The sequence below is a fragment of the Pseudoalteromonas luteoviolacea NCIMB 1944 genome, from assembly GCF_001625565.1.
GTDB classification, from domain to species: domain Bacteria; phylum Pseudomonadota; class Gammaproteobacteria; order Enterobacterales; family Alteromonadaceae; genus Pseudoalteromonas; species Pseudoalteromonas luteoviolacea_F.
The window spans coordinates 287,879-306,809 of record NZ_AUXS01000032.1 but is presented as its reverse complement, the minus strand read 5'-3'; the positions used below and the strand labels follow the sequence as shown (position 1 = coordinate 306,809).

The window sequence follows — 18,931 nt, the reverse complement described above, 5'->3', positions numbered from 1 at the left end:
ATGTTTATTGGTGGTGGGAGCGTATTATAGGTAACTACCTCGGCAACTGATAAAACAGCTTGCTTCACCTTAGACTTTTGCACTATGGACCCTGAAACGAGTTCAGGGTGACGAGGGAGGGGGCGTGCCTTTATGTTTAAGACCAGTCATTTGGATTTGATGCTTAAGACATGTCAATTGGGTTGGCTAGTTATTGTAGGCTTAGGTATTTAAGCCCGTCATTGTGGGCTTGCCCCGCAATCTATGTTTTGGTCACGGTAATTATTGTTGGCAGTAGCGGCTGCGACAAGTACCTTGAGAACAGCATGCTAAAGTATTGCCATAGCAATGTGCCCATCCCGAATTGCAACCTCCTGCAATATTAAGAGTTTGTGTTTTGGGTAAATTTTGTCCGTTTGTACTTAGGCTTTTCATACGCTTTTTATTAAGTGCTAGTTTCACATTGATTCCTCTTATTCAAATTTTCCGACTTGTTAGGTTAATAAAAATATATCTGTGTTATTAAAGTGTAACCACTAGAGGTTGTGGTTTTATTCAGCGGATGGCTATTGAAATTTTACCAAGTAGATTAGTGTATTTACTTAAACTTGATGTATTATGCACTCGTCAAATATAACTTTAACTTTGTCTTGTGCTTTTTACATAAACTTACATATAGATATTTTTTGATTGTTTTTTAGCAATGCAATATGAATAAAACATTCAAAACTTATTGTAAGGTTTCCAGTAGCAATTTAAATATTGAATATAACAAGCAAAGGAACCTACATCTGATAATGGCGTACCGTCTCGCAGATGTTTTTTTAATTAAAAAAAGGATGTTTATGAAATTCATTTCAATAATGCTAATTGCAGCTTTTTCGTTTCAAGCTAGCGCGTCTTTAAACTCTGATTCATCTGAGCAATCAAGTGGTGAATTCGTTGATGCTGTGCCAATAGATAAACCTGCGGCAATCTTTCCTAGGCAGGCCGCAGAGCGCGGCAGAGAGGGATGGGTACAATTAAGTTACGTGGTAAATGAAAAGGGTGAGGTTGAATCTGCTGTTGTTGAGCGATCTTCTGGGGATGCATCTTTTGAGCGTTCGGCATTGAACGCTGTTAATAAGTGGCAATTTAAGCCTGCGATGCAAAATAATAAACCTGTCAAACAGTGTAAAAATCAAGTTCAATTAACATTTTTTATGCCGGAAGACTATAGAGGGGTTTCTCGTCCTTTTTTAAACCGTTATAAAAAGATAGTCTCAAAAATTGATAAAAACGATCTTGATTCAGTACCGCAGTTATTTCGTGAAATGGAAGAGCGAAAGTTAAGAAACTTTACTGAAGACAGCTATTTCTGGGTGGCAAAAGCGCGATATTACGCGGCGAAAAACGACAGAGTGAATGAACTACGCGCCATTGTAAGAGTAATACAGTTTAATGATGGGCATGTGCCTGATGAAATGTATATCGCTTATCTTTCTCGCGCAATAGTTTTAAATATGGAGCAAAATAAGCTTACGTATGCACTGTCGCTATTTGACCGCTTGTCAGAGTTACCTGGAGCAGAAGCATCGGCTAAAAAGTTAGCACCTTACATAGATAGGGTACACGCACTGGTTGAAGATGAAAGTAAGCTCATTTGGGTAAAAGGTGAAATAACAAGATCCTTGTGGCGCCATAAGTTGGCGAGAAATGCATTCACGATATCAGATATCAAAGGTGATTTAACGTCTTTGGAAATTAGGTGTGACAATCACTATTCGAAGTATGAAGTTCAGCCCCAGAAGCAGTGGAGCATCCCATCAAGTTGGCAGGGTTGCCAAGTGTATATTCATGGCAACAAAGGTGCGCACTTTAGCTTGGTTGAAACGTCACAGGTCAAAAAAGACCTGACGAATAAGAAAGTATAATGAACTTGGTGTAACAGTCGAAGTTGCACATTAGGCAAAGCGGTTATTTTGGGCCTTAATATTGTAAGGCCCGTCATTGTGAGCTTTGCTGGATAAGGCCCATCATTGTGGGCTTGCCCCGCAATCCATGTTCTATGATTCATTGCTGATAAAGCCAATGAGCATTGAAAACAGCAAGTGAGGACACTTTTTCCACTTTATAATTGGTCATAATTCTGCTCTAGAAGTACTTAGGAGCATAATATGTCCATTCAAAACTCCATTTCACTGTGGTCGGTAGTGAAATTAAGCCCTGTTAAGGTTGCCATTACTTGGTTAATGGTAATTGCTGAAAACATCCTACTTATTTTGCTGCCATTATTGATAGGTTATGTAATCGATGGTGTGTTGGCACAAGATACAACGCCGCTACTGGGGTTTGCTGCCAGCTTACTCGGTTTAATCGTCATCAGCGTGCTGCGCCGTTTTTACGATACGCGGGTATACGGTGATATTCGCGTTAAGCTCGCTGAAACCGTTGCGCACAATTTAAGAGGTGCGGATGTTTCCGCAAAAAATGCGCGATTAACTATGTCGAGAGAACTTGTCGACTTTCTTGAAAACGATTTACCTGCTTTGCTGACTGCCGCAATCCAATTGGTATCCATAGTCATTATTTTAGCTACATTTCATACGTATTTCGCGCTAAGTGTGTTGGTCGCTAGTATTGCTATGTTACTCGTTTACGCCTGTTGCCACGGAACCTTTAAGCGCTTAAATGGCAAATTAAATGATCAAACGGAACAACAGGTAAAAATACTGAGCTGCAAACCGTTTGCAGCATTGAGCGCCCATTTAGAAAAACTAAAAAAACATGAGATCGCCCTCTCAGATACAGAAGCTCTGGTTTATGGCTTTATTTTTGCGCTGCTATTTATGTCGGTGCTTGGCAATTTATGGCTCGTAAACTTGCTGCCAAGCCCAACTACAGGGGAGGTGTTTTCTATCCTCACTTATTCACTCGAATTCGTTGACACTGCAATTATGTTGCCTGTGACGCTGCAAGTTTTATCGCGCCTAGAGGAGATCACTCAGCGCCTAAACCGAAACGAACAAGTACTCACTGAGAAGGAAATTGGCTATGAAGTATAAGAATATAATGGCGATTGGCGCAGGGTTTTGCGCGATATTTATGGCGCTGATCGTGGTGGATGAACTTGCTATTGAAGCACCAGTTGTGAAAACGAATCACAGCATTAAGCAACCAGTATCAACGACAATCGTATTACCCCAGTCTCATATACCAACACTGGATCTAATTGGTAATACACGTGCTCGTTTTGTGACACAGTTAAAGGTAACGAGTGATGGGCAATTAGCGTGGTTAGATACCGAGCTTGAGCCGGGAGCGCTTGTGAAAAAAGCGACGCCTTTGGCAAAGTTAGATACAACTCACCTTGAGTCTGAAATGGCGCAGGCACAAAGCCGTGTTTATCACTCAGAGTTGGCATTGGAGCAACAGCTTCACGAGCAGTCCGTTGCCTTGAGTATGTTATCGAGTAAAAACCAGAGCAGCTTTGCCAAGAGAGAGCCGCAAGTTGCCGCAGCAAAAGCGGATTTGAGTCAGGCAAAGCTGATGCTCAAAAGTATGCAAAAGCGCTTCGAAGAAGCGCAAATTGTTGCCCCATACGATGCTGTAATTTTATCGAGAGCCGTGAGCCCAGGCGATTGGCTAAGCGCAGGTGAAGCGCTATTTGAAGTTGCGGCAAGCGACAGCATTGATGTGGTATTGCCTATTTCAGAGCCAGTTTGGCGTAGGCTTAAACGCCAGTTGCAACATCAACTGCTCGAAATTAACGTGACCGACCGTTCTGGCGGTAAATGGCCTGCACAGATCAGGTATATTGCGCCTCGCATGGACTTAACAACTAGACAGCGACAGTTAATTTTAAAAGTTTCGGATCCGTATGAACTGACAACTCGGCTCATGCCAAACCAGCCTGTGCAGGTTAATATTGGCTTAGCTCGAGTGCCACTGTCTTTTAAAGTGCCGCAAAGTGCATTAACCAGAGATGGCTTTGTTTGGACTGTTGATGATGACGGTACTTTGCAAAAAGAGCCTGTAGAGATCCTGTCGAAAAGCCAAACACATACCTACATTCGCTTTAATCAAATGGACGATAGTGCGAAGCAAGTGGTGGTTTATCCGCTACTTAGCATGGTTGTTGGAACACAAGTTGAACCGCTTTCAAATCAGGTTCAACTTGCAGATAGCGGAGGTGCTTGATGAGCTGGCTAACCAAGTGGTTTATCGACAATACCGTGGCAGCAAATCTATTGATGCTGGCGATTATCGCCAGTGGTGTGCTCGCGTTAGGGCAATTACGAGTTGAGTCCTTTCCGCAGATCCCGCCGTCAACCATCTCCATTACGGTGCCTTATCCCGGCGGCACAGCTGCGCAAATTGATGAGGGAATTACGCAGCGAGTTGAAGAGTCAATAAGCGGGGTCACAGGCATCAAGCAAGTTGTCAGTCAATCAAGTGCTGGGCTTTCTACAGTGACGGTTAGAAAGACCACAGTTACAGATATTGATACGCTTTTGAATGATGTACGAAATCGCGTGAATGCCATTGCGAGCTTTCCTGAACTAGCTGAAAAACCCATAGTTGCCAAAGATGAATTTACTAATTTGGCTGCATTTGTGATCGTGTCAGCACAAAGGGAAAATAACAGTTTGCAACCCATTGCGAGGCAAGTTGAAGTTGCGCTAAAAAAGCATGCCGATATTTCTCGTGTCGATAATTGGGGCAGTCGCAATCCTCAGTTAGTGATTGAGCCTAATCCAATTCAGATTGCTCAACTAGGTATTACGTTAGAGGATGTTGCGTCAGCAATAGAGCAATTCTCTTTGGAAACAAGAAGTGGCGAGTTAGAAAGTGAGAGTGGTCGTTTGCTGCTGCGGGGCGATGGCTTTGCAGATAGTGTTACAGCGCTTAAAAACGTGCCTGTTGTCGTAAAGACGACGGGAACAATACGCATAGCTGATATTGCACACGTCTATCGTGATTACCAACAAACAGGCTCAATAGTGCGCAATAACGGGCAAAATGCCATTGCGTTATTAGTGAGTACGAGTCAATCGGACAACTTGTTACATGTGAGTGCTGCGGTGAACGACACGTTAGCGCAATTGCGCCGCCAGCTGCCCGCAGATGTCCATCTCGATACTATGGCGGATATGGCCCCTTATATTGAAGAGCAGCTATTTAGATTAGGTAACAATGCGTGGCAAGGTTTGCTCATTGTAATTGTATTACTGGGGATCTTCTTAGACTTAAAATTGGCGTTTTGGGTATCTGCTGGTATTCCAGTTGCGCTGTTTGGTACTTTGGGGGCGTTACAACTGACCGACCACAGCATTAACGATATCACCTTATTTGGCTTTATTCTGGTGTTGGGCATACTGGTTGACGATGCGGTAGTGGTAGGAGAGGCCATATACGATAAGCGTGGCGCCTGTAAGAATGGGCAAGTAGCAGCGTTTAAAGGTGTGCAGTCGGTATCTGTCGCTACAATATTTGGTGCACTCACTACGATAGCTGCTTTTTCTCCGATGCTTTGGATCAATAACGATCTTGCTAAGTTATTAGCAGGCTTTTCCGTGGTCGTGATAATAGCACTGCTGTTTTCACTGGTTGAAAGTAAGTTCATTTTGCCTTCTCATTTAGGCGCTTCCTCTTACACAGAGAACTCAAACACATTTATCAGCCGAATACAGCAAGGCGCTCAAACTTGGCTCGCAACTGTGAAATCACGGGTTTACTTACCAATACTTAATGTATCAATTCGTTATAAAGCTGCTAGTATCTTATTTTTTACGGCGTTTATTACCCTTGCATATGGCATGTGGTCGACAGGGGCTATCCGTAGCTCGGTGTTTCCGGAGATCCCAGGGCGATACATTACGGCTAAAGTGTCTTTGCAAGATGGTGCGCCTTTACAATTGCAGGAAAAAGCATTGGTTCAACTGGAGAAATCGGCCAATCAAGTTGCAAATAAACTGCAAGCCGAGTTTCAATTGACGTCTAAGCCTATTGTAAATTTACTCGGGTGGTCAGATGGTTATGGCGATATTGAAGTGACAGCTGAGCTCACTAGTGAGTCTTTGAGTACTCTGCCCAGTTATCTTCTGACGGATACTTGGCGCAAACAAACGGGTATTATTGAAGGCGCATACTCTGTGCAATTTTCCGCAGCAGAAGCTCCTGCTGGTGGTACCTTTATTTCCATCACAGCCCCCGAAAAAGCAATCGCAAAACAAGTCAGTTCTAGGCTTTATGACGCACTGGTGTCACAAGCTGGAGTATCTGATATTTATGACGACGCAAAAGGTGGTCAGCTGCAAGTACGAATTGTGCTGAGTGATTACGGTCAACAGCTTGGTTTAACTCAGCATCAGGTTGCAAAGTTTGCCGGAGAAGCATTTGGGCAAAGGGAGGTACACCGAATATTGGATCAAGGACAAGAGACCAAGGTGCTGGTTAGGTATGCTAAACATGAGCGGCAAAATTTGGCACAACTCAAAGCCAGTTTACTGACTTTGAGTAATGGCGATAGTGTTCGATTAGAAGATGTTGCAACATTTAGTTTCGAGCAGGTGCCTGATGTGTTGCATAGAAGGGACAGAGCGCAAGTTGTAAACATTTATTGGAAACAAGATCGGCATATTCAGTCACCTGAGGAAGTGATGGAAAAGCTACAGAGTGAAATTAGCCGTTTAGAGCAAGTATTTCCAAGTGTAAAAATTAAAGCTGGTGGTGAGTTTGAAGAAATAACCGCAGTGTCTAAAGGATTTAAGTCAGCGATGTTAATGACGATAATCTTGATTTATATTTTGTTGGCAATCCCGCTCAAGTCGTACTGGCAACCTTTGATAATTATGGCGGTCATTCCCTTTGGATTTGCTGGGGCGATATTTGGTCACTACATTATGGACTTGCCGATCAGCTTGTTGTCGATGTTTGGTATGATGGCGATGACAGGGATCGTGGTGAATGACTCTTTGGTTTTGATCACGCGTTTTAATCACTTATACCGGGGCGGCCTGTCACTGGATGACGCTCTGCGCCAAGCTGGAACAAGTCGATTTAGGGCGATATTTTTAACAACAATAACCACCGTATGTGGTTTGTTACCACTTCTATTTGAACAAGCGGAACAGGCACAGTATTTAAAACCTGCGGCGGTTGCTCTGGTTTTTGGGGAGCTGTTTGCAACGTCAGTGACACTGATATTAATTCCTGTATTGCTCGGACTTTTTTGTCGCAAACAACCTAAACGTCGAGATTTGTTGTTGGCAGAGCAAACTGCTTAACTACAATTGCTTACAGGCTGTTATTTGCATTTTTTGAAATAGCGCGCGATAGTTGTGGCTTTCGTTACAACTATCGCGCCTATGTCAGAAAACAAACCCACACCATTTGTTTTGGTACCAGAATACGCTCTATTGGAGTCCTTACCAAAGAATCTACAAACGCGTTTTGTGACTGCGCTCAAATTAATGCATGAAGACCTCGCGTCTGGTCTATGTTGGGAGCAAATAGCCACGCAAAGTGCGATATCACCTTTTCATTTTCATCGCCAATTTTCAGAGTTGTTTAAAGAAACGCCTGGGCAATATTTGAGTCGAGTACGTTTACAATATGCTGTCCATTATATTTTCTCGAAACAGGACTATAAAATTATCGACATAGCTCACGAATGTGGGTTTGCATCATCTCAGTCTTTGGGCAAGGCTTTAAAAAATACCCTAGGTTTAACGGCAAAACAGATCCGCGCGATGGGCGTGACGGGGACGCCAAGACAAACAGCTGAAATACTTGCCAAGCTCGCACACCCAGATGAATACGGTTCTTTAGAAAATAAACTCGCTGAAAATTTACCCTGCGAATTGGTCTGGTATCCACAAAGAGGGATGAAATTACTACCAAACATCAGCACCGAATGGGACACAATTTTTGAAACATTTGGTGAGAGAGCAACCCGTATCATGGGGATGACGCCAGTCAGCCAGCTAGAAAATAGCTGGCAAGATATCAAAACACGCATAGGGGATTGGCAAGTTTGCGCATCTGAACACACCATCTCCTTGGCCGAAGGCCATTATTTTTGTTGCGATGTATATATAGTGTCCGACTCAGGCTACAGTGTCGCACTAGAGCAACTTTTCAAAGCCATTGAGTTTGCTGGATATCAGATAGATCCTAATGGTTATTTTGTCGAAATTGTACGCGATATCGAAATGACGGTAACTGGTGGCGTTACTTTTTCCTTTCAAGTGCCTGTCATGATGTAAGGGGGTGGGCTGTCAAACTGGCAAAATACTGCTCTAGCAATTTTATACAGGTGAGCACAGTGTCAGGCACAAAATGTCTTGCTGGATACAGCGCGTACAGAGTCAATTGTGGCTTTTTACAGTGTTCTAAGAGCTCAATCACATCTCCATTTTCAAGTGCTTTATCGCATACAAAGTCGGGTAAAAAACCAATACCATGACCTGCTTTAACGGCTTCTAGCATAAATGGTGTGCTATTCACTTTTAATGAGCCGCTGATAGCAATTCCATTTTCTAAAGGCCAAATGTGTTTGTTTTTAAAGTAAGTGTATTCAAAGCAATTGTGATCTTGTAGATCTGCGGCTTTAACAATGACGGAGTGACTATCGACGTACTCGGAGGATGCACAGATTTTATAGCTAAACTGGGTGAGTGGTCTGCCTACATAATTTGAATCAAGTAGTTTGCTTGTTGCACGAAACCCAAGATCGAAGCCGTGCTCCACAAGGTCAATATCTTCATCACTTAAATGAATATCCAACTCAATGTATGGGTGTTGGCGCATAAAGTTGTTGAAAAAATCGGTCAATAAAGTAAGGCCAAGTGCCATTGGCACGTTGACCTTGAGCTTTCCTTTTATCACATTTGTGTGCGATTGAATGCGAGAGTCTGCTTGAGCAAGTTTAACCAGAATATCTTTTGCGCTAGCTAGGTAGACTTTCCCTGCATGAGTCAGAGTGAGATTACGTGTCGTACGGTGCAGTAAACGCACACCGAGATGTTGTTCTAGCTTTGACATCTCCTTACTTACCATGGATTTGGTGGTATTTCTTAATTCTGCCACGCGGGTAAAGCTCTCATACTCTGCAAGGTCAACGAATATTTCCATTGCACGTAATTTATCCACTTTTGAACTCCTATAAATTGTTTCCTTGTAGGAAACATGTGGTTCGTATTGTGACTATATATAAGATAAATCAGTTTTTCTACACTGGCTTTATGAAATTTGAAGTGGTTTCAATTTCAGGACTATAGACAAACTTAGAGGAAGAAAAGCTTATGTATACCCTATATTTTATGCCCGGTGCCTGTTCGCTTGCTGTGCAGGTTGTTTTGCGAGAACTTGAGCAAGAATTCACATTGATCAATAAGTTACATACAGATAATTTTACAGCGATAAACCCGCTGGGGAATGTGCCTGCGTTAGTCATGCAAGACAAGGTATTGACAGAAGGGGCTGCGATTATGCTTCATCTTATTCAGTCACACCCGAGCGATTTTTGGTCATCAGATCCTAATAAGCAGCAACAAATCATAGAGGATTTGATGTTGGCCAACGCCACCATGCACCCAGCCTATGGCCGGTTGTTTTTTGCTACGCACAATATTGAAAGTGTGGGTGAGCGGGAACGCTCTTTAATTAAAGCGGCTGAGCAGATCAATTTGATTTGGCAAACAGTTGGGATGCGGCTTGAGTCACGGGCGCATCTCGGTCCATTTTTAGGCGGTCAACAACCTAGCGTAGCAGATATATTCTTAACCGTGTATGCAAGCTGGGGAGAGCATTTTTTTGTCGATATACACATTCCTGATAATGTACAACAGGTGTTGGATAAAGTGAGAGAGCGTGACTCATTTAAAGCAGCTGTTAGCGCCGAACAGTCCAATTAACACAAGGGCGGTCTCAATGCACTACAAAGAGAACATTGCCGAGATTGATAAGGTAAATGAAGTAATAAAACGCTATTGCGATGGGCTGCACTTCGCAGATGTTGAAAAGTTACGTAATATTTTTTGTGATTGTGCAGTGCTCAAAGCACCTGGTATAAGGCGAACAAGAGAAGAGTGGTTAGCTTTAGTCAGTAGGCGGTCCGTGCCCTTCGAACAAGGAGAGCAATACAACTACAAAGTCATTTCGCTCGATATTGTTGGTGATCAGGCTTTAGTTAAACTGTATTGCCCTTTACTTGGGCGTGAATATTTGGATTTTTTAGGTTTATTGAAAGAGCAGGGGCAGTGGCGCATTGTCAACAAAATGTATGCCGATATCTAAATATTAAAGGAGAGTAAAGTGCCGTATATCAATATTAAAGTCACAAAAGAAGGTGTCACGAAAGAGCAAAAACAGGCGTTGATCAGTGGTGCAACACAGTTGGTGGTATCTGTATTGAACAAAGTACCCAGTACGACTTTTGTTGTGATTGATGAAGTTGACACTGACAATTGGGGCATCGGTTATGATCAGGTGTCAACGTTAAGGGCTAAAAAGTAAAAGCTATATTATTCGATAGTGAAAGGTGAATATTTTATTTCTAAAAAAATATAGATTAATGGGGGGTTTATTCTGGGTTGTTGTGCACATTCAGTATTTGTCCAGTAACGTAAATGTTTGGGAGTTTGTAAATAGCTTAGGCTATTTGCAAGTCCCATAAATACTATTTACATTTAATATTTATTATATTCGCGTATAATTTTATCTCCATATCAGTTGTAGGGTATAAATGGCCAATTATGAGAGCAAGCCTAAGAGAAAAAATTGTACAAGTCTGCGACCAAAAAATAGAGAAAAAGGGGGTCAACGTTGGCGTTTCTTTTTACGCTTTTTTTGCCAATAAAAATAGTGACCCAGAATTACTGATGGAAGCTGCAACTTGGTGGATACAGACGCACCAGTTAGATCATTTTGAAAAAGCACACAAAGTTAAAGATATGGTGTTACAAGGTTTGTAATGTGCGCGCTCGGTGGCTTTACGTGCTGCCAGATTCTCTTAATACTGCTAATCTGAATGCGAGAGCTGCTGAGTTAGAAAGGAAATAGCGATAGCTGTGGGCGAATTTCATCCGCTTTGACCAAAGAAGCCTGCCAAAACATCATTTATTTTTCCTTATCTGCAATTAACCCAAGACTATTGGCGTGAAAAAGAAGATAATTGCACAGTTAAGATAATTTTTGCTACCGGATCACTGAGGAAGTTACCTTAGTCCTGCGGTAGCCGCACAAAACTGTGGAAGAGTTCAATGGAAATTAAAGTTAATTTTCTCGACAATCTTAGACTTGAAGCCAAGTTTGATGATTTTAGTGTTATTGCTGATCAGCCTATTCGTTATAAAGGAGATGGCTCAGCACCTAGTCCGTTTGATTATTTCTTAGCTTCATCAGCACTTTGTGCGGCCTACTTTGTAAAGGTTTACTGTGTTTCACGAGACATTCCGACAGACGGAATCCGTGTTTCTCAAAACAATATCGTTGATCCTGAAAACCGATATAATCAGATTTTTAAAATTCAAGTTGAGCTACCTGAAAGCATTTCTGAAAAAGACAGAAAGGGCATTTTACGCTCGATAGACCGCTGTACTGTGAAAAAAGTCATCCAAACGGGTCCTGATTTTCAAATTGAAGATGTTGAAAGCCTTGATGATGATGCGCAAGCAATGTTAATGGTCAAACCCGAGCAAGAAGCAAACACCTTTATCCTCGGTAAAGACCTGCCTTTAGAGCAAACGATTGCCAACATGACAGGGATCTTGGCCGATTTAGGTATGAAAATTGAGGTTGCTTCATGGCGCAACATTGTACCAAATGTTTGGTCATTGCATATCCGAGATGCGGCATCTCAAATGTGCTTTACCAATGGCAAAGGGGCGACCAAAGAAAGTGCACTTTGCTCTGCATTGGGTGAGTTTATCGAGCGCTTAAATTGTAACTTCTTTTACAACGATCAGTTTTTTGGCGAAGAAATCGCGAATAGTGACTTTGTTCATTACCCAAATGAAAAATGGTTTAAGCCGGGTCCAAATGATGCGCTTCCAAGTGAGATCTTAGATCAATATACACGCGAAATTTATGATGCGGACGGCGAGCTAAAAGGCTCAAACTTAATTGACACAAACTCGGGTAATGTCGAGCGTGGGATTTGTTCTATTCCATACACTCGTCATTCAGACGGTGAAACGGTTTATTTTCCGTCTAATTTGATTGAAAACTTATTCTTAAGTAACGGAATGAGTGCAGGTAACAACATGGCTGAGGCCAAAGTACAGTGTTTATCTGAGATTTTTGAACGTGCAGTTAAAAAGCAGATCATTGAACAAGAAATTGTTTTACCTGATGTGCCAGAGGATGTGCTTGCCAAATATCCTGGCGTTGTTGATGGTATCAAAGCGCTAGAAGAACAAGGCTTTCCCGTCGTTGTTAAAGATGCCTCTTTAGGTGGTCAGTTTCCTGTAATGTGTGTCACCCTGATGAATCCTAAAACAGGAGGTGTATTTGCTTCGTTCGGTGCACACCCAAGCTTAGAAGTTGCGCTTGAACGCAGCTTAACTGAGCTACTACAAGGCCGTAGCTTTGAGGGCTTAAACGATGTACCTCGTCCGACATTTAACAGTATGGCAGTATCTGAGCCAGAGAATTTTGTTGAACACTTTATTGACTCAACGGGTGTGATCTCATGGCGCTTCTTCAGCGCGAAGAAAGATTATGATTTTGTTGAGTGGGACTTTTCAGGAACCAATGAAGAAGAGTGCGACAAATTATTTGCGATTTTACAAGAGCAAGGTAAGGAAGCGTATATTGCTGAATTCACTGATTTAGGTATTGCTTGTCGTATTCTTGTACCTGGATATTCGGAAGTGTACCCTGCGGAAGACTTAATTTGGGATAACACCAATAAAGCGCTGCAGTACAGAGAAGACATACTTAACCTACACAGGCTTTCTGATGAGCAGCTTGCTGACTTGGTAAATCGCCTAGAAGAAAGCCAGCTGGATAATTATACCGATATCATTACATTAATCGGTATTGAGTTTGATGAAAACACTGTTTGGGGTCAGTTAACCATTCTAGAACTTAAGCTGCTAATTTATTTGGCGCTGGGTGATCTTGAAGAAACAATGGATCTGGTTGAGTCTTTCCTTCAGTACAATGACAACACAGTTGAACGTGGGTTGTTCTATCAAGCGATGCAGACTGTTTTGGAAATAGCCCTTGATGAAGAGCTCGAGATTGAAGATTATATCTATAACCTGTCACGCATGTTTGGCCAAGAAATCATGGATAATGTGATTGGTTCGATTAATGGTGATGTTAAATTCTATGGCTTAACAGAAACCAATACTCAGCTTAAAGGGTTGGACAAGCACCTTAAATTGATTGAAAGCTATACCAAGCTTCATAAAGCACGAGCTGCTTTGGCTGCTAAGTAACGAACAGCAATATTAACAAGCCTGCGAGGTTATTAACGCAGGCTTTTTTGTATTTGGGCAAGGTTTTATTCGCCACCACCACCGCCACTGTCACCGAAGCTCGAGCTAGGACTAGGACTTGAACTATCGCTACTGTGGTCACTCTCCCCTGAGGGCTTATTTTTCTCTGATCCATATATGAAAGGGCTTCCTGAATGAGCGCCATTTCCGCTGTTACTCATGTAAGAAGCTGATTGTGCTTTGCTGTTAATAAACAGTTTTATAATTATGGCAAGAGAAAGCACCGCTATCACAATTGGACTGATCACACTTTGAATGACTGAATTGGATTCGAGATCTACAAAGTATATGGCAATAGCGACGCCTACAATATTAATCATCCAGAACATAACAACTCCTTTATAGTGTTTTTAACTGAATTTTCGCCCCGTTTTGATGGGGAAAATCTTTCTTCTATTAATCCAAAAAATAGCTATTCCGTTCGATATACGTGTTTTTCACCCTAACAGGGTTTTTCATAAATTACAAAAAGTGCACAATTGGGGGACTACTACATAACAAATAACCCGCTCAATTCACTAACTCTGGCAGTCTTTAGCATTTGGTGCTTGTTATCTGTAAATGTATATAAGGGTAGTAATTAAATAAATATTTGAATATATTGATATTATTAATAGAAATGGACACTAAGATGATTAAGCCAAAGCAATTAAAACCGGGTGATAATATTGCCGTATTATCGCCGTCAACGGGTCTACCATCAGTATTTCCTCAAGTTTATCATCAAGGATTGAGTAACTTAAAGGCACTTGGATTTAACGTGGTTGAATATCCAACAGCTACCATGGATATTGACGAAGTGTTCAACAGCCCGCAGGCTAGAGCTCGTGACTTAAACAATGCTTTTGGTGATGACAACATTGATGGGATCATTTCGACCATAGGCGGCTCAGACTCTGCGAGGATATTAAAATATCTGGACGCAGAAATTATTAAGGCCAACCCAAAGTTTATAATGGGGTTCTCTGATTTTACGGCTGTGTCCGCATTTATACATCAGTTAGGAATAGTGACCTTTAACGGGCCATCTGTAATGGCTGGGTTTGCTCAGATCCATAATATGTCTGATGAGTATCAAACGTATGTTAGATCATTTATATACGGGGAGCATAATGAGTCTGAGTTTCCTGTATTCACTCATTTCAGTGACGGTTACCCTGACTGGTCAGAACCGAGCGCTGCAGGGCAGCTGAAACCACAACAAATCAATACAGGGCCGAGGTTCTATCAAGGTGACTCAGCGAAAAAATACAAAGCAAGTGGACCCTTGTTTGGTGGGTGTATTGAGGTACTTGAAATGCTTAAAGGCACACAGTACTGGCCAAGACAAGATTTTTGGCGAGGTAAAGTACTTTTTCTAGAAACATCCCAAGAGAAGCCAGCAATTGATTATGTTAGGTATTGGCTGCGTAACTATGGAGTAATGGGGGTATTTGAGCAACTTTCTGGGCTGGTTTTTGGCCGAGCACGGGATTACAGTGATGACGAAAAACAATTGCTTGATGAGGTCATTTTATCAGTTGTTAAAGAAGAGTTCGGTTGTGACAAGCTCCCAATAGTGACCAACTTGGATTTTGGACACACAGATCCACAAATGATATTACCATTGGGCATAAGTATTGAAATCGATGTTCAAAAGCAAAAGATTAAGGCGTTGGAATCACCGTTTAAATTGTAATTCTTTCTTCACTTTACCGCCCTAACTAGTCTAAATTATCTGCATGTAACCAGTTTGTAATGTTTAAATTTGATAAGGCAACAAGGATGAATACAGCAAATTATTGCCAGCAACATGTTTTGGTGATCCCCCAGGCACTTGGCGCGCTATCGGATGTATGTAAATTGGCAGCTCGCAATGGTTCAGCCATTTACAGCAAGGATTTAGAGCAAAACCTACTAGATATTGAGTTTTATACTAATCAACTGTGCATTGTCTATGTTGAAGAAGGTTCTGAAACGCTGACATGCTGGGATAATAAGCAGATCCAACTTAGTGCTGGGCAATCGGTTTTATTATGCCAAGGTCAAAACTTACATTCCGATTTTGTCCGCAGTACTCAGAATCTAAAGGCGTGGCTGGTATTTTTTGACAGAAGTGTAATTGAACAATTTTTGTTGTCTGATAAATTGACGCCGGTAGCCAAGGGCAAGCAACCGCCGCCAGTTTCGCTACATCTGGAAAACTGCTTAATTGAAGGCTTCTTCGAGCAGCTCAGATTGTGCGTTGATCAAGGAATGGATATTAATCCTATACTCCATGTTAAGCTTACAGAGCTGTTATTTATCCTGCGTCAAGTCAGTGGTGATGAGTTCGTTGCAATGTTGAGTATGGCTGATCATACCCTGCCTACGCGTAGAAACCTAAAAAGGCTGCTTGGGAATAAGTCTGTTTTAAAACTCTCTGTTGCAGATCTAGCAAAATTATCGGGTCGTAGCTTATCTGGCTTTCAACGTGATTTTAAACATCAATTTAATGAGCCACCAAAGCAGTGGTTGATCAAGCAACGGGTTGAATACGCTAAGTCATTGGTTGAACGAGGTTGTTTATCGGTTTCTGATATTGCACTGGAAGTTGGCTATACCAATATCTCACACTTCATCAAAGCTTATAAAAACCAGTATGGCGAGACACCAAAACAAGGTGCGATGAAAACTTGACCGAAAAACGGCACTTTTTTCGAATTACGGCATTTACTCTTACTTCTCAGCTTAAACTGAAATGACTTATTATGCTGAGGAGCAAATATGTCTGTAAAAGTAATTATTGAATGTCAGTTAAGTGAAGTAAAGTCCGAACTGTTGGATGACTTTCTAACTGAGAATGTGCCTGCTGTAAAAGGGTTTGCAGGGTGTCAGCGAGTATCAATCAGTTTTGATGAGAACAAGACCACCATGCTGATTGATGAAGATTGGCAAAGTGTAGAGCACCATAAAAATTATATGCAATTTATCGATAGCAATGGTGTTTTAAAAGGTTTGATTGCATTTATGTCCGCGCCGCCTCGTATTCTTTATTTCAGATCATACGAATATTGATATGGCAGTACATGTACTACTTTGATTATATTGTAAAAAGAGCTTAATTTATCTCTATAAATAGGATAAATTAAGCTCTATGCAAAATAAGAAAATATCTAAATACTTAAGTTTGATTCTTCGCCATAAGCCTGAGATGGCTAATATACAGCTCGATGCCCAAGGTTGGGTTCAGATAGAGGAGTTGATTGAAAATTCAAAAGATTTTTCACTATCGTATGAGCTTATTCAGTCCATCGTAAACTCAAATGACAAACAACGCTTTGCAATAAGTGATGATGGTAAAAAGATCCGCGCCAATCAAGGACACTCAGTTCAAGTCGAGCTCGGTCTAACGCCATTAACCCCTCCTGATATTTTATACCATGGCACGGCAACTCGGTTTATGCAGTCAATTAAGCAAAGCGGGTTGATAAAAGGTGAACGGCATCATGTTCATTTAACAGAATCAAAGCAGAGCGCGATTGCTGTTGGAGAGCGTTATGGCAACGCGGTGTTGCTGGGTATCAAGGCGAAAAGTATGTTTCAACTGGGTGCCAAGTTCTATAAAACCCAAAACAATGTGTGGCTAGTTGACCAGGTCCCCGCTGATAAGCTTTTATTCGACACATAAATACAATTAAGGAGTAGTTTTGAACGGACCAAATCCAGACGATAAATCCCCTTTAACCGGGTTCCCCCAAGTTGGTTTTTTAAAAAACTTTATTAGCTCTAACAATATTCTAGTGGGGGATTACACCTATTATGATGACCCCGCTGGCCCAGAAAACTTTGAACAGAATGTCCTTTATCATTTTGATTTTATCGGTGATAAGCTGAAAATTGGTCGGTATTGCGCTATTGCAACAGGCGTAAAATTTATCATGAACGGTGCCAATCATAAAATGTCAGGGTTTTCGACATACCCCTTCCAAATATTTGGCAATGGTTGGGAAAAAGTAATGCCTCAGGATGGTGAATTACCCTATAAAGGTGACACAGAGATAGGACACGATGTATGGATTGGCTACGAATCAACAATTATGCCAGGTGTAAAAATTGGTAATGGCGCTATCATTGCCAGCAAGTCAGTGGTCACTCAGGATGTTCCGCCATTTTGCATTGTGGGCGGAAACCCAGCTCAAGTGATTAAAAAGCGCTTCGAGCAAAGCATCATCGACGCTCTGCAAGACATTGCATGGTGGAATTGGCCTGCCGATAAAGTGACTGAGCACCTTGAAGCGATTGTAGGAAGAGATTTAGAAAAATTACGCAGGGCAAATAAATGACGCAAGAGAAGTTGGATATTCGGTTTAAATCCCTGAAAAGGTATAAATTAAGTTATTCACTTTTGGTAGTAACATTAGTGTTAAATTTAATTAGCTTAGTGCTCTTTATGAATGTTAGTGATAACTTTACGGACCTCACTGATTATATTAAAGCAGGTTCTATGGCATTTTTTACCGTGCTGTATGCTTATTTTATTTACAGCTGGAAAAACAAGCCTTTTTTTATTATTACGCCATTACTCGTAATGAGTTTATTGCAAATTTTAACAGTTAAATGGCAACAATGGAGCTTTGGTCTGAACCCATTTTCCGTTATTGGCCTGTCACTCAATTTTGATATGGTCACTATCTCGGTCAATTTGCTTGCAATAATAATGGTTGGGTTAGCGTGGCATTGTAGGTCGTTTGCCAAATAATGCGACATAAAGTGCGTATGTATTAGTGGTAAGATGCTTGAATGGGAAAAGCAATAGTTATAGCCATCAGTGGTGTGTCTGGGAGCGGCAAAACGGCACTCGTTAAACGTCTTGCAAAACAGCTAGACTGTCCGTCTCTGGTATTCGATGACTATATTGATGTGAATACTTACCCAAAAAACATGAAGCAATGGCTGAAAAGAGGTTGTAATGTTGAAGAAATTACCACGCCACGTTTTGTTGCTGCGCTCGAGCATTTGAAGCTTTATACCGACGCACCTTTTATTGTTATTGAAGAGCCGTTTGGGCAATGCAGGCGCGCTATGGCGCTGCATATTGACTTTACCATTGTGCTGGATATACCAATTGAGATCTGCTTGGCACGGGTTATCTCAAGAAATATCAACAGCCCAAATAGTGATTCACTGACCGCCATACCTAAATATCTATGTGAATATGAAGACTACCTAAGAGATATCTATCTAAATGTGCTTGAGCAAACTCGGCACCGCTGTGACCTAAAAATAAGCAATGTAATGCCAAAACAAGCGTTAGCCAATTTTGTACTGCAACAGCTACGCAGTAAATTGCTCGTTTAGGCGTCGTGATACGCCTTTTGAACCAGAGACCATACTTAACTTGAGCCGCATTCCACATTGATTGCCATGGTATTAGAAACTGCAATTTATGAAAAAACCAAAACTTCCTAACTTATTGAAAATATTTGCAATAAAAAAGTTCG

At 41.5% G+C, this 18,931-nt stretch carries 20 protein-coding genes; 17 read left to right on the top strand and 3 right to left on the bottom strand.

Annotation, left to right across the window (positions count from 1 at the left end):
- Positions 1 to 261: 261 nt before the first annotated feature.
- A complete protein-coding gene (locus N483_RS26995; RefSeq protein WP_155250817.1) occupies positions 262 to 441 on the bottom strand; it encodes a hypothetical protein in 180 nt (59 codons plus the stop codon).
- A gap of 383 nt (positions 442 to 824) precedes the next feature.
- On the opposite strand from N483_RS26995, the gene N483_RS12725 reads away from it, so the two are divergent.
- The 5 genes from N483_RS12725 to N483_RS12705 all read left to right on the top strand — a co-directional run bounded on the left by N483_RS12725 (position 825) and on the right by N483_RS12705 (position 8,228).
- Complete coding sequence (locus N483_RS12725; protein ID WP_023401459.1) at positions 825 to 1,892, top strand: energy transducer TonB; 1,068 nt, start codon at positions 825 to 827, stop codon at positions 1,890 to 1,892.
- Between the two features lie 243 nt (positions 1,893 to 2,135).
- Positions 2,136 to 3,023 carry an ABC transporter six-transmembrane domain-containing protein gene (locus N483_RS12720; RefSeq protein ID WP_023401460.1) on the top strand — a complete coding sequence of 296 codons (888 nt, stop codon included), beginning with the start codon at positions 2,136 to 2,138 and terminating at the stop codon, positions 3,021 to 3,023.
- Positions 3,013 to 4,158, top strand: coding sequence for an efflux RND transporter periplasmic adaptor subunit (locus N483_RS12715; protein ID WP_023401461.1), 1,146 nt, complete (start codon positions 3,013 to 3,015; stop codon positions 4,156 to 4,158). The genes N483_RS12720 and N483_RS12715 overlap by 11 nt, the downstream gene beginning before the upstream one ends.
- The gene (locus tag N483_RS12710) at positions 4,158 to 7,247 is read left to right on the top strand and encodes an efflux RND transporter permease subunit (RefSeq protein WP_023401462.1); all 3,090 of its coding nucleotides are present in this window, start codon (positions 4,158 to 4,160) and stop codon (positions 7,245 to 7,247) included. Before N483_RS12715 ends, N483_RS12710 begins: the two co-directional genes overlap by 1 nt.
- 54 nt (positions 7,248 to 7,301) lie before the next feature.
- Positions 7,302 to 8,228, top strand: a complete 927-nt coding sequence (locus N483_RS12705; RefSeq protein WP_196764406.1) for a helix-turn-helix transcriptional regulator — start codon at positions 7,302 to 7,304, stop codon at positions 8,226 to 8,228.
- On the opposite strand, the gene N483_RS12700 is transcribed toward N483_RS12705, so the two are convergent.
- Positions 8,218 to 9,114, bottom strand: a complete 897-nt coding sequence (locus N483_RS12700) for a LysR family transcriptional regulator (RefSeq protein WP_023401464.1) — start codon at positions 9,112 to 9,114, stop codon at positions 8,218 to 8,220. The two genes, N483_RS12705 and N483_RS12700, sit on opposite strands and share 11 nt — an antisense overlap.
- 152 nt (positions 9,115 to 9,266) lie before the next feature.
- Here N483_RS12700 and N483_RS12695 point away from each other — a divergent pair, with 152 nt between their 5' ends.
- From N483_RS12695 to N483_RS12675, 5 genes are all read left to right on the top strand, one after another.
- Entirely contained in the window at positions 9,267 to 9,878 is a 612-nt protein-coding gene (locus tag N483_RS12695; protein ID WP_023401465.1) for a glutathione S-transferase family protein, read from the top strand.
- A gap of 16 nt (positions 9,879 to 9,894) precedes the next feature.
- Positions 9,895 to 10,260, top strand: a complete 366-nt coding sequence (locus N483_RS12690) for a nuclear transport factor 2 family protein (protein WP_023401466.1) — start codon at positions 9,895 to 9,897, stop codon at positions 10,258 to 10,260.
- 18 nt (positions 10,261 to 10,278) lie between these two features.
- Positions 10,279 to 10,479, top strand: a complete 201-nt coding sequence (locus tag N483_RS12685) for a tautomerase family protein (RefSeq protein WP_023401467.1) — start codon at positions 10,279 to 10,281, stop codon at positions 10,477 to 10,479.
- 239 nt (positions 10,480 to 10,718) lie between these two features.
- Positions 10,719 to 10,937 (top strand): DUF6500 family protein, encoded by a 219-nt coding sequence (locus N483_RS12680; protein ID WP_023401468.1) that lies wholly within the window; start codon positions 10,719 to 10,721, stop codon positions 10,935 to 10,937.
- Positions 10,938 to 11,225: 288 nt separating this feature from the next.
- Positions 11,226 to 13,409, top strand: coding sequence for an OsmC domain/YcaO domain-containing protein (locus N483_RS12675; RefSeq protein ID WP_023401469.1), 2,184 nt, complete (start codon positions 11,226 to 11,228; stop codon positions 13,407 to 13,409).
- A 65-nt stretch (positions 13,410 to 13,474) separates the two neighbouring features.
- On the opposite strand, the gene N483_RS12670 is transcribed toward N483_RS12675, so the two are convergent.
- A complete protein-coding gene (locus N483_RS12670; RefSeq protein WP_023401470.1) occupies positions 13,475 to 13,798 on the bottom strand; it encodes a hypothetical protein in 324 nt (107 codons plus the stop codon).
- A gap of 302 nt (positions 13,799 to 14,100) precedes the next feature.
- Here N483_RS12670 and N483_RS12665 point away from each other — a divergent pair, with 302 nt between their 5' ends.
- From N483_RS12665 to N483_RS12635, 7 genes are all read left to right on the top strand, one after another.
- Complete coding sequence (locus N483_RS12665; protein ID WP_023401471.1) at positions 14,101 to 15,147, top strand: S66 family peptidase; 1,047 nt, start codon at positions 14,101 to 14,103, stop codon at positions 15,145 to 15,147.
- Positions 15,148 to 15,233: 86 nt separating this feature from the next.
- Positions 15,234 to 16,127, top strand: coding sequence for a helix-turn-helix domain-containing protein (locus N483_RS12660; RefSeq protein ID WP_023401472.1), 894 nt, complete (start codon positions 15,234 to 15,236; stop codon positions 16,125 to 16,127).
- Positions 16,128 to 16,214: 87 nt separating this feature from the next.
- Complete coding sequence (locus N483_RS12655) at positions 16,215 to 16,505, top strand: hypothetical protein (protein ID WP_023401473.1); 291 nt, start codon at positions 16,215 to 16,217, stop codon at positions 16,503 to 16,505.
- Positions 16,506 to 16,584: 79 nt separating this feature from the next.
- Complete coding sequence (locus N483_RS12650; protein ID WP_023401474.1) at positions 16,585 to 17,118, top strand: RNA 2'-phosphotransferase; 534 nt, start codon at positions 16,585 to 16,587, stop codon at positions 17,116 to 17,118.
- Between the two features lie 19 nt (positions 17,119 to 17,137).
- Positions 17,138 to 17,773, top strand: coding sequence for a Vat family streptogramin A O-acetyltransferase (locus tag N483_RS12645; RefSeq protein WP_023401475.1), 636 nt, complete (start codon positions 17,138 to 17,140; stop codon positions 17,771 to 17,773).
- A 107-nt stretch (positions 17,774 to 17,880) separates the two neighbouring features.
- The gene (locus N483_RS12640; RefSeq protein ID WP_155250818.1) at positions 17,881 to 18,189 is read left to right on the top strand and encodes a hypothetical protein; all 309 of its coding nucleotides are present in this window, start codon (positions 17,881 to 17,883) and stop codon (positions 18,187 to 18,189) included.
- A gap of 41 nt (positions 18,190 to 18,230) precedes the next feature.
- Positions 18,231 to 18,788: a uridine kinase gene (locus N483_RS12635; RefSeq protein WP_023401477.1), complete on the top strand. Its 558-nt coding sequence runs from the start codon at positions 18,231 to 18,233 to the stop codon at positions 18,786 to 18,788.
- The last annotated feature ends 143 nt before the right edge of the window (positions 18,789 to 18,931 follow it).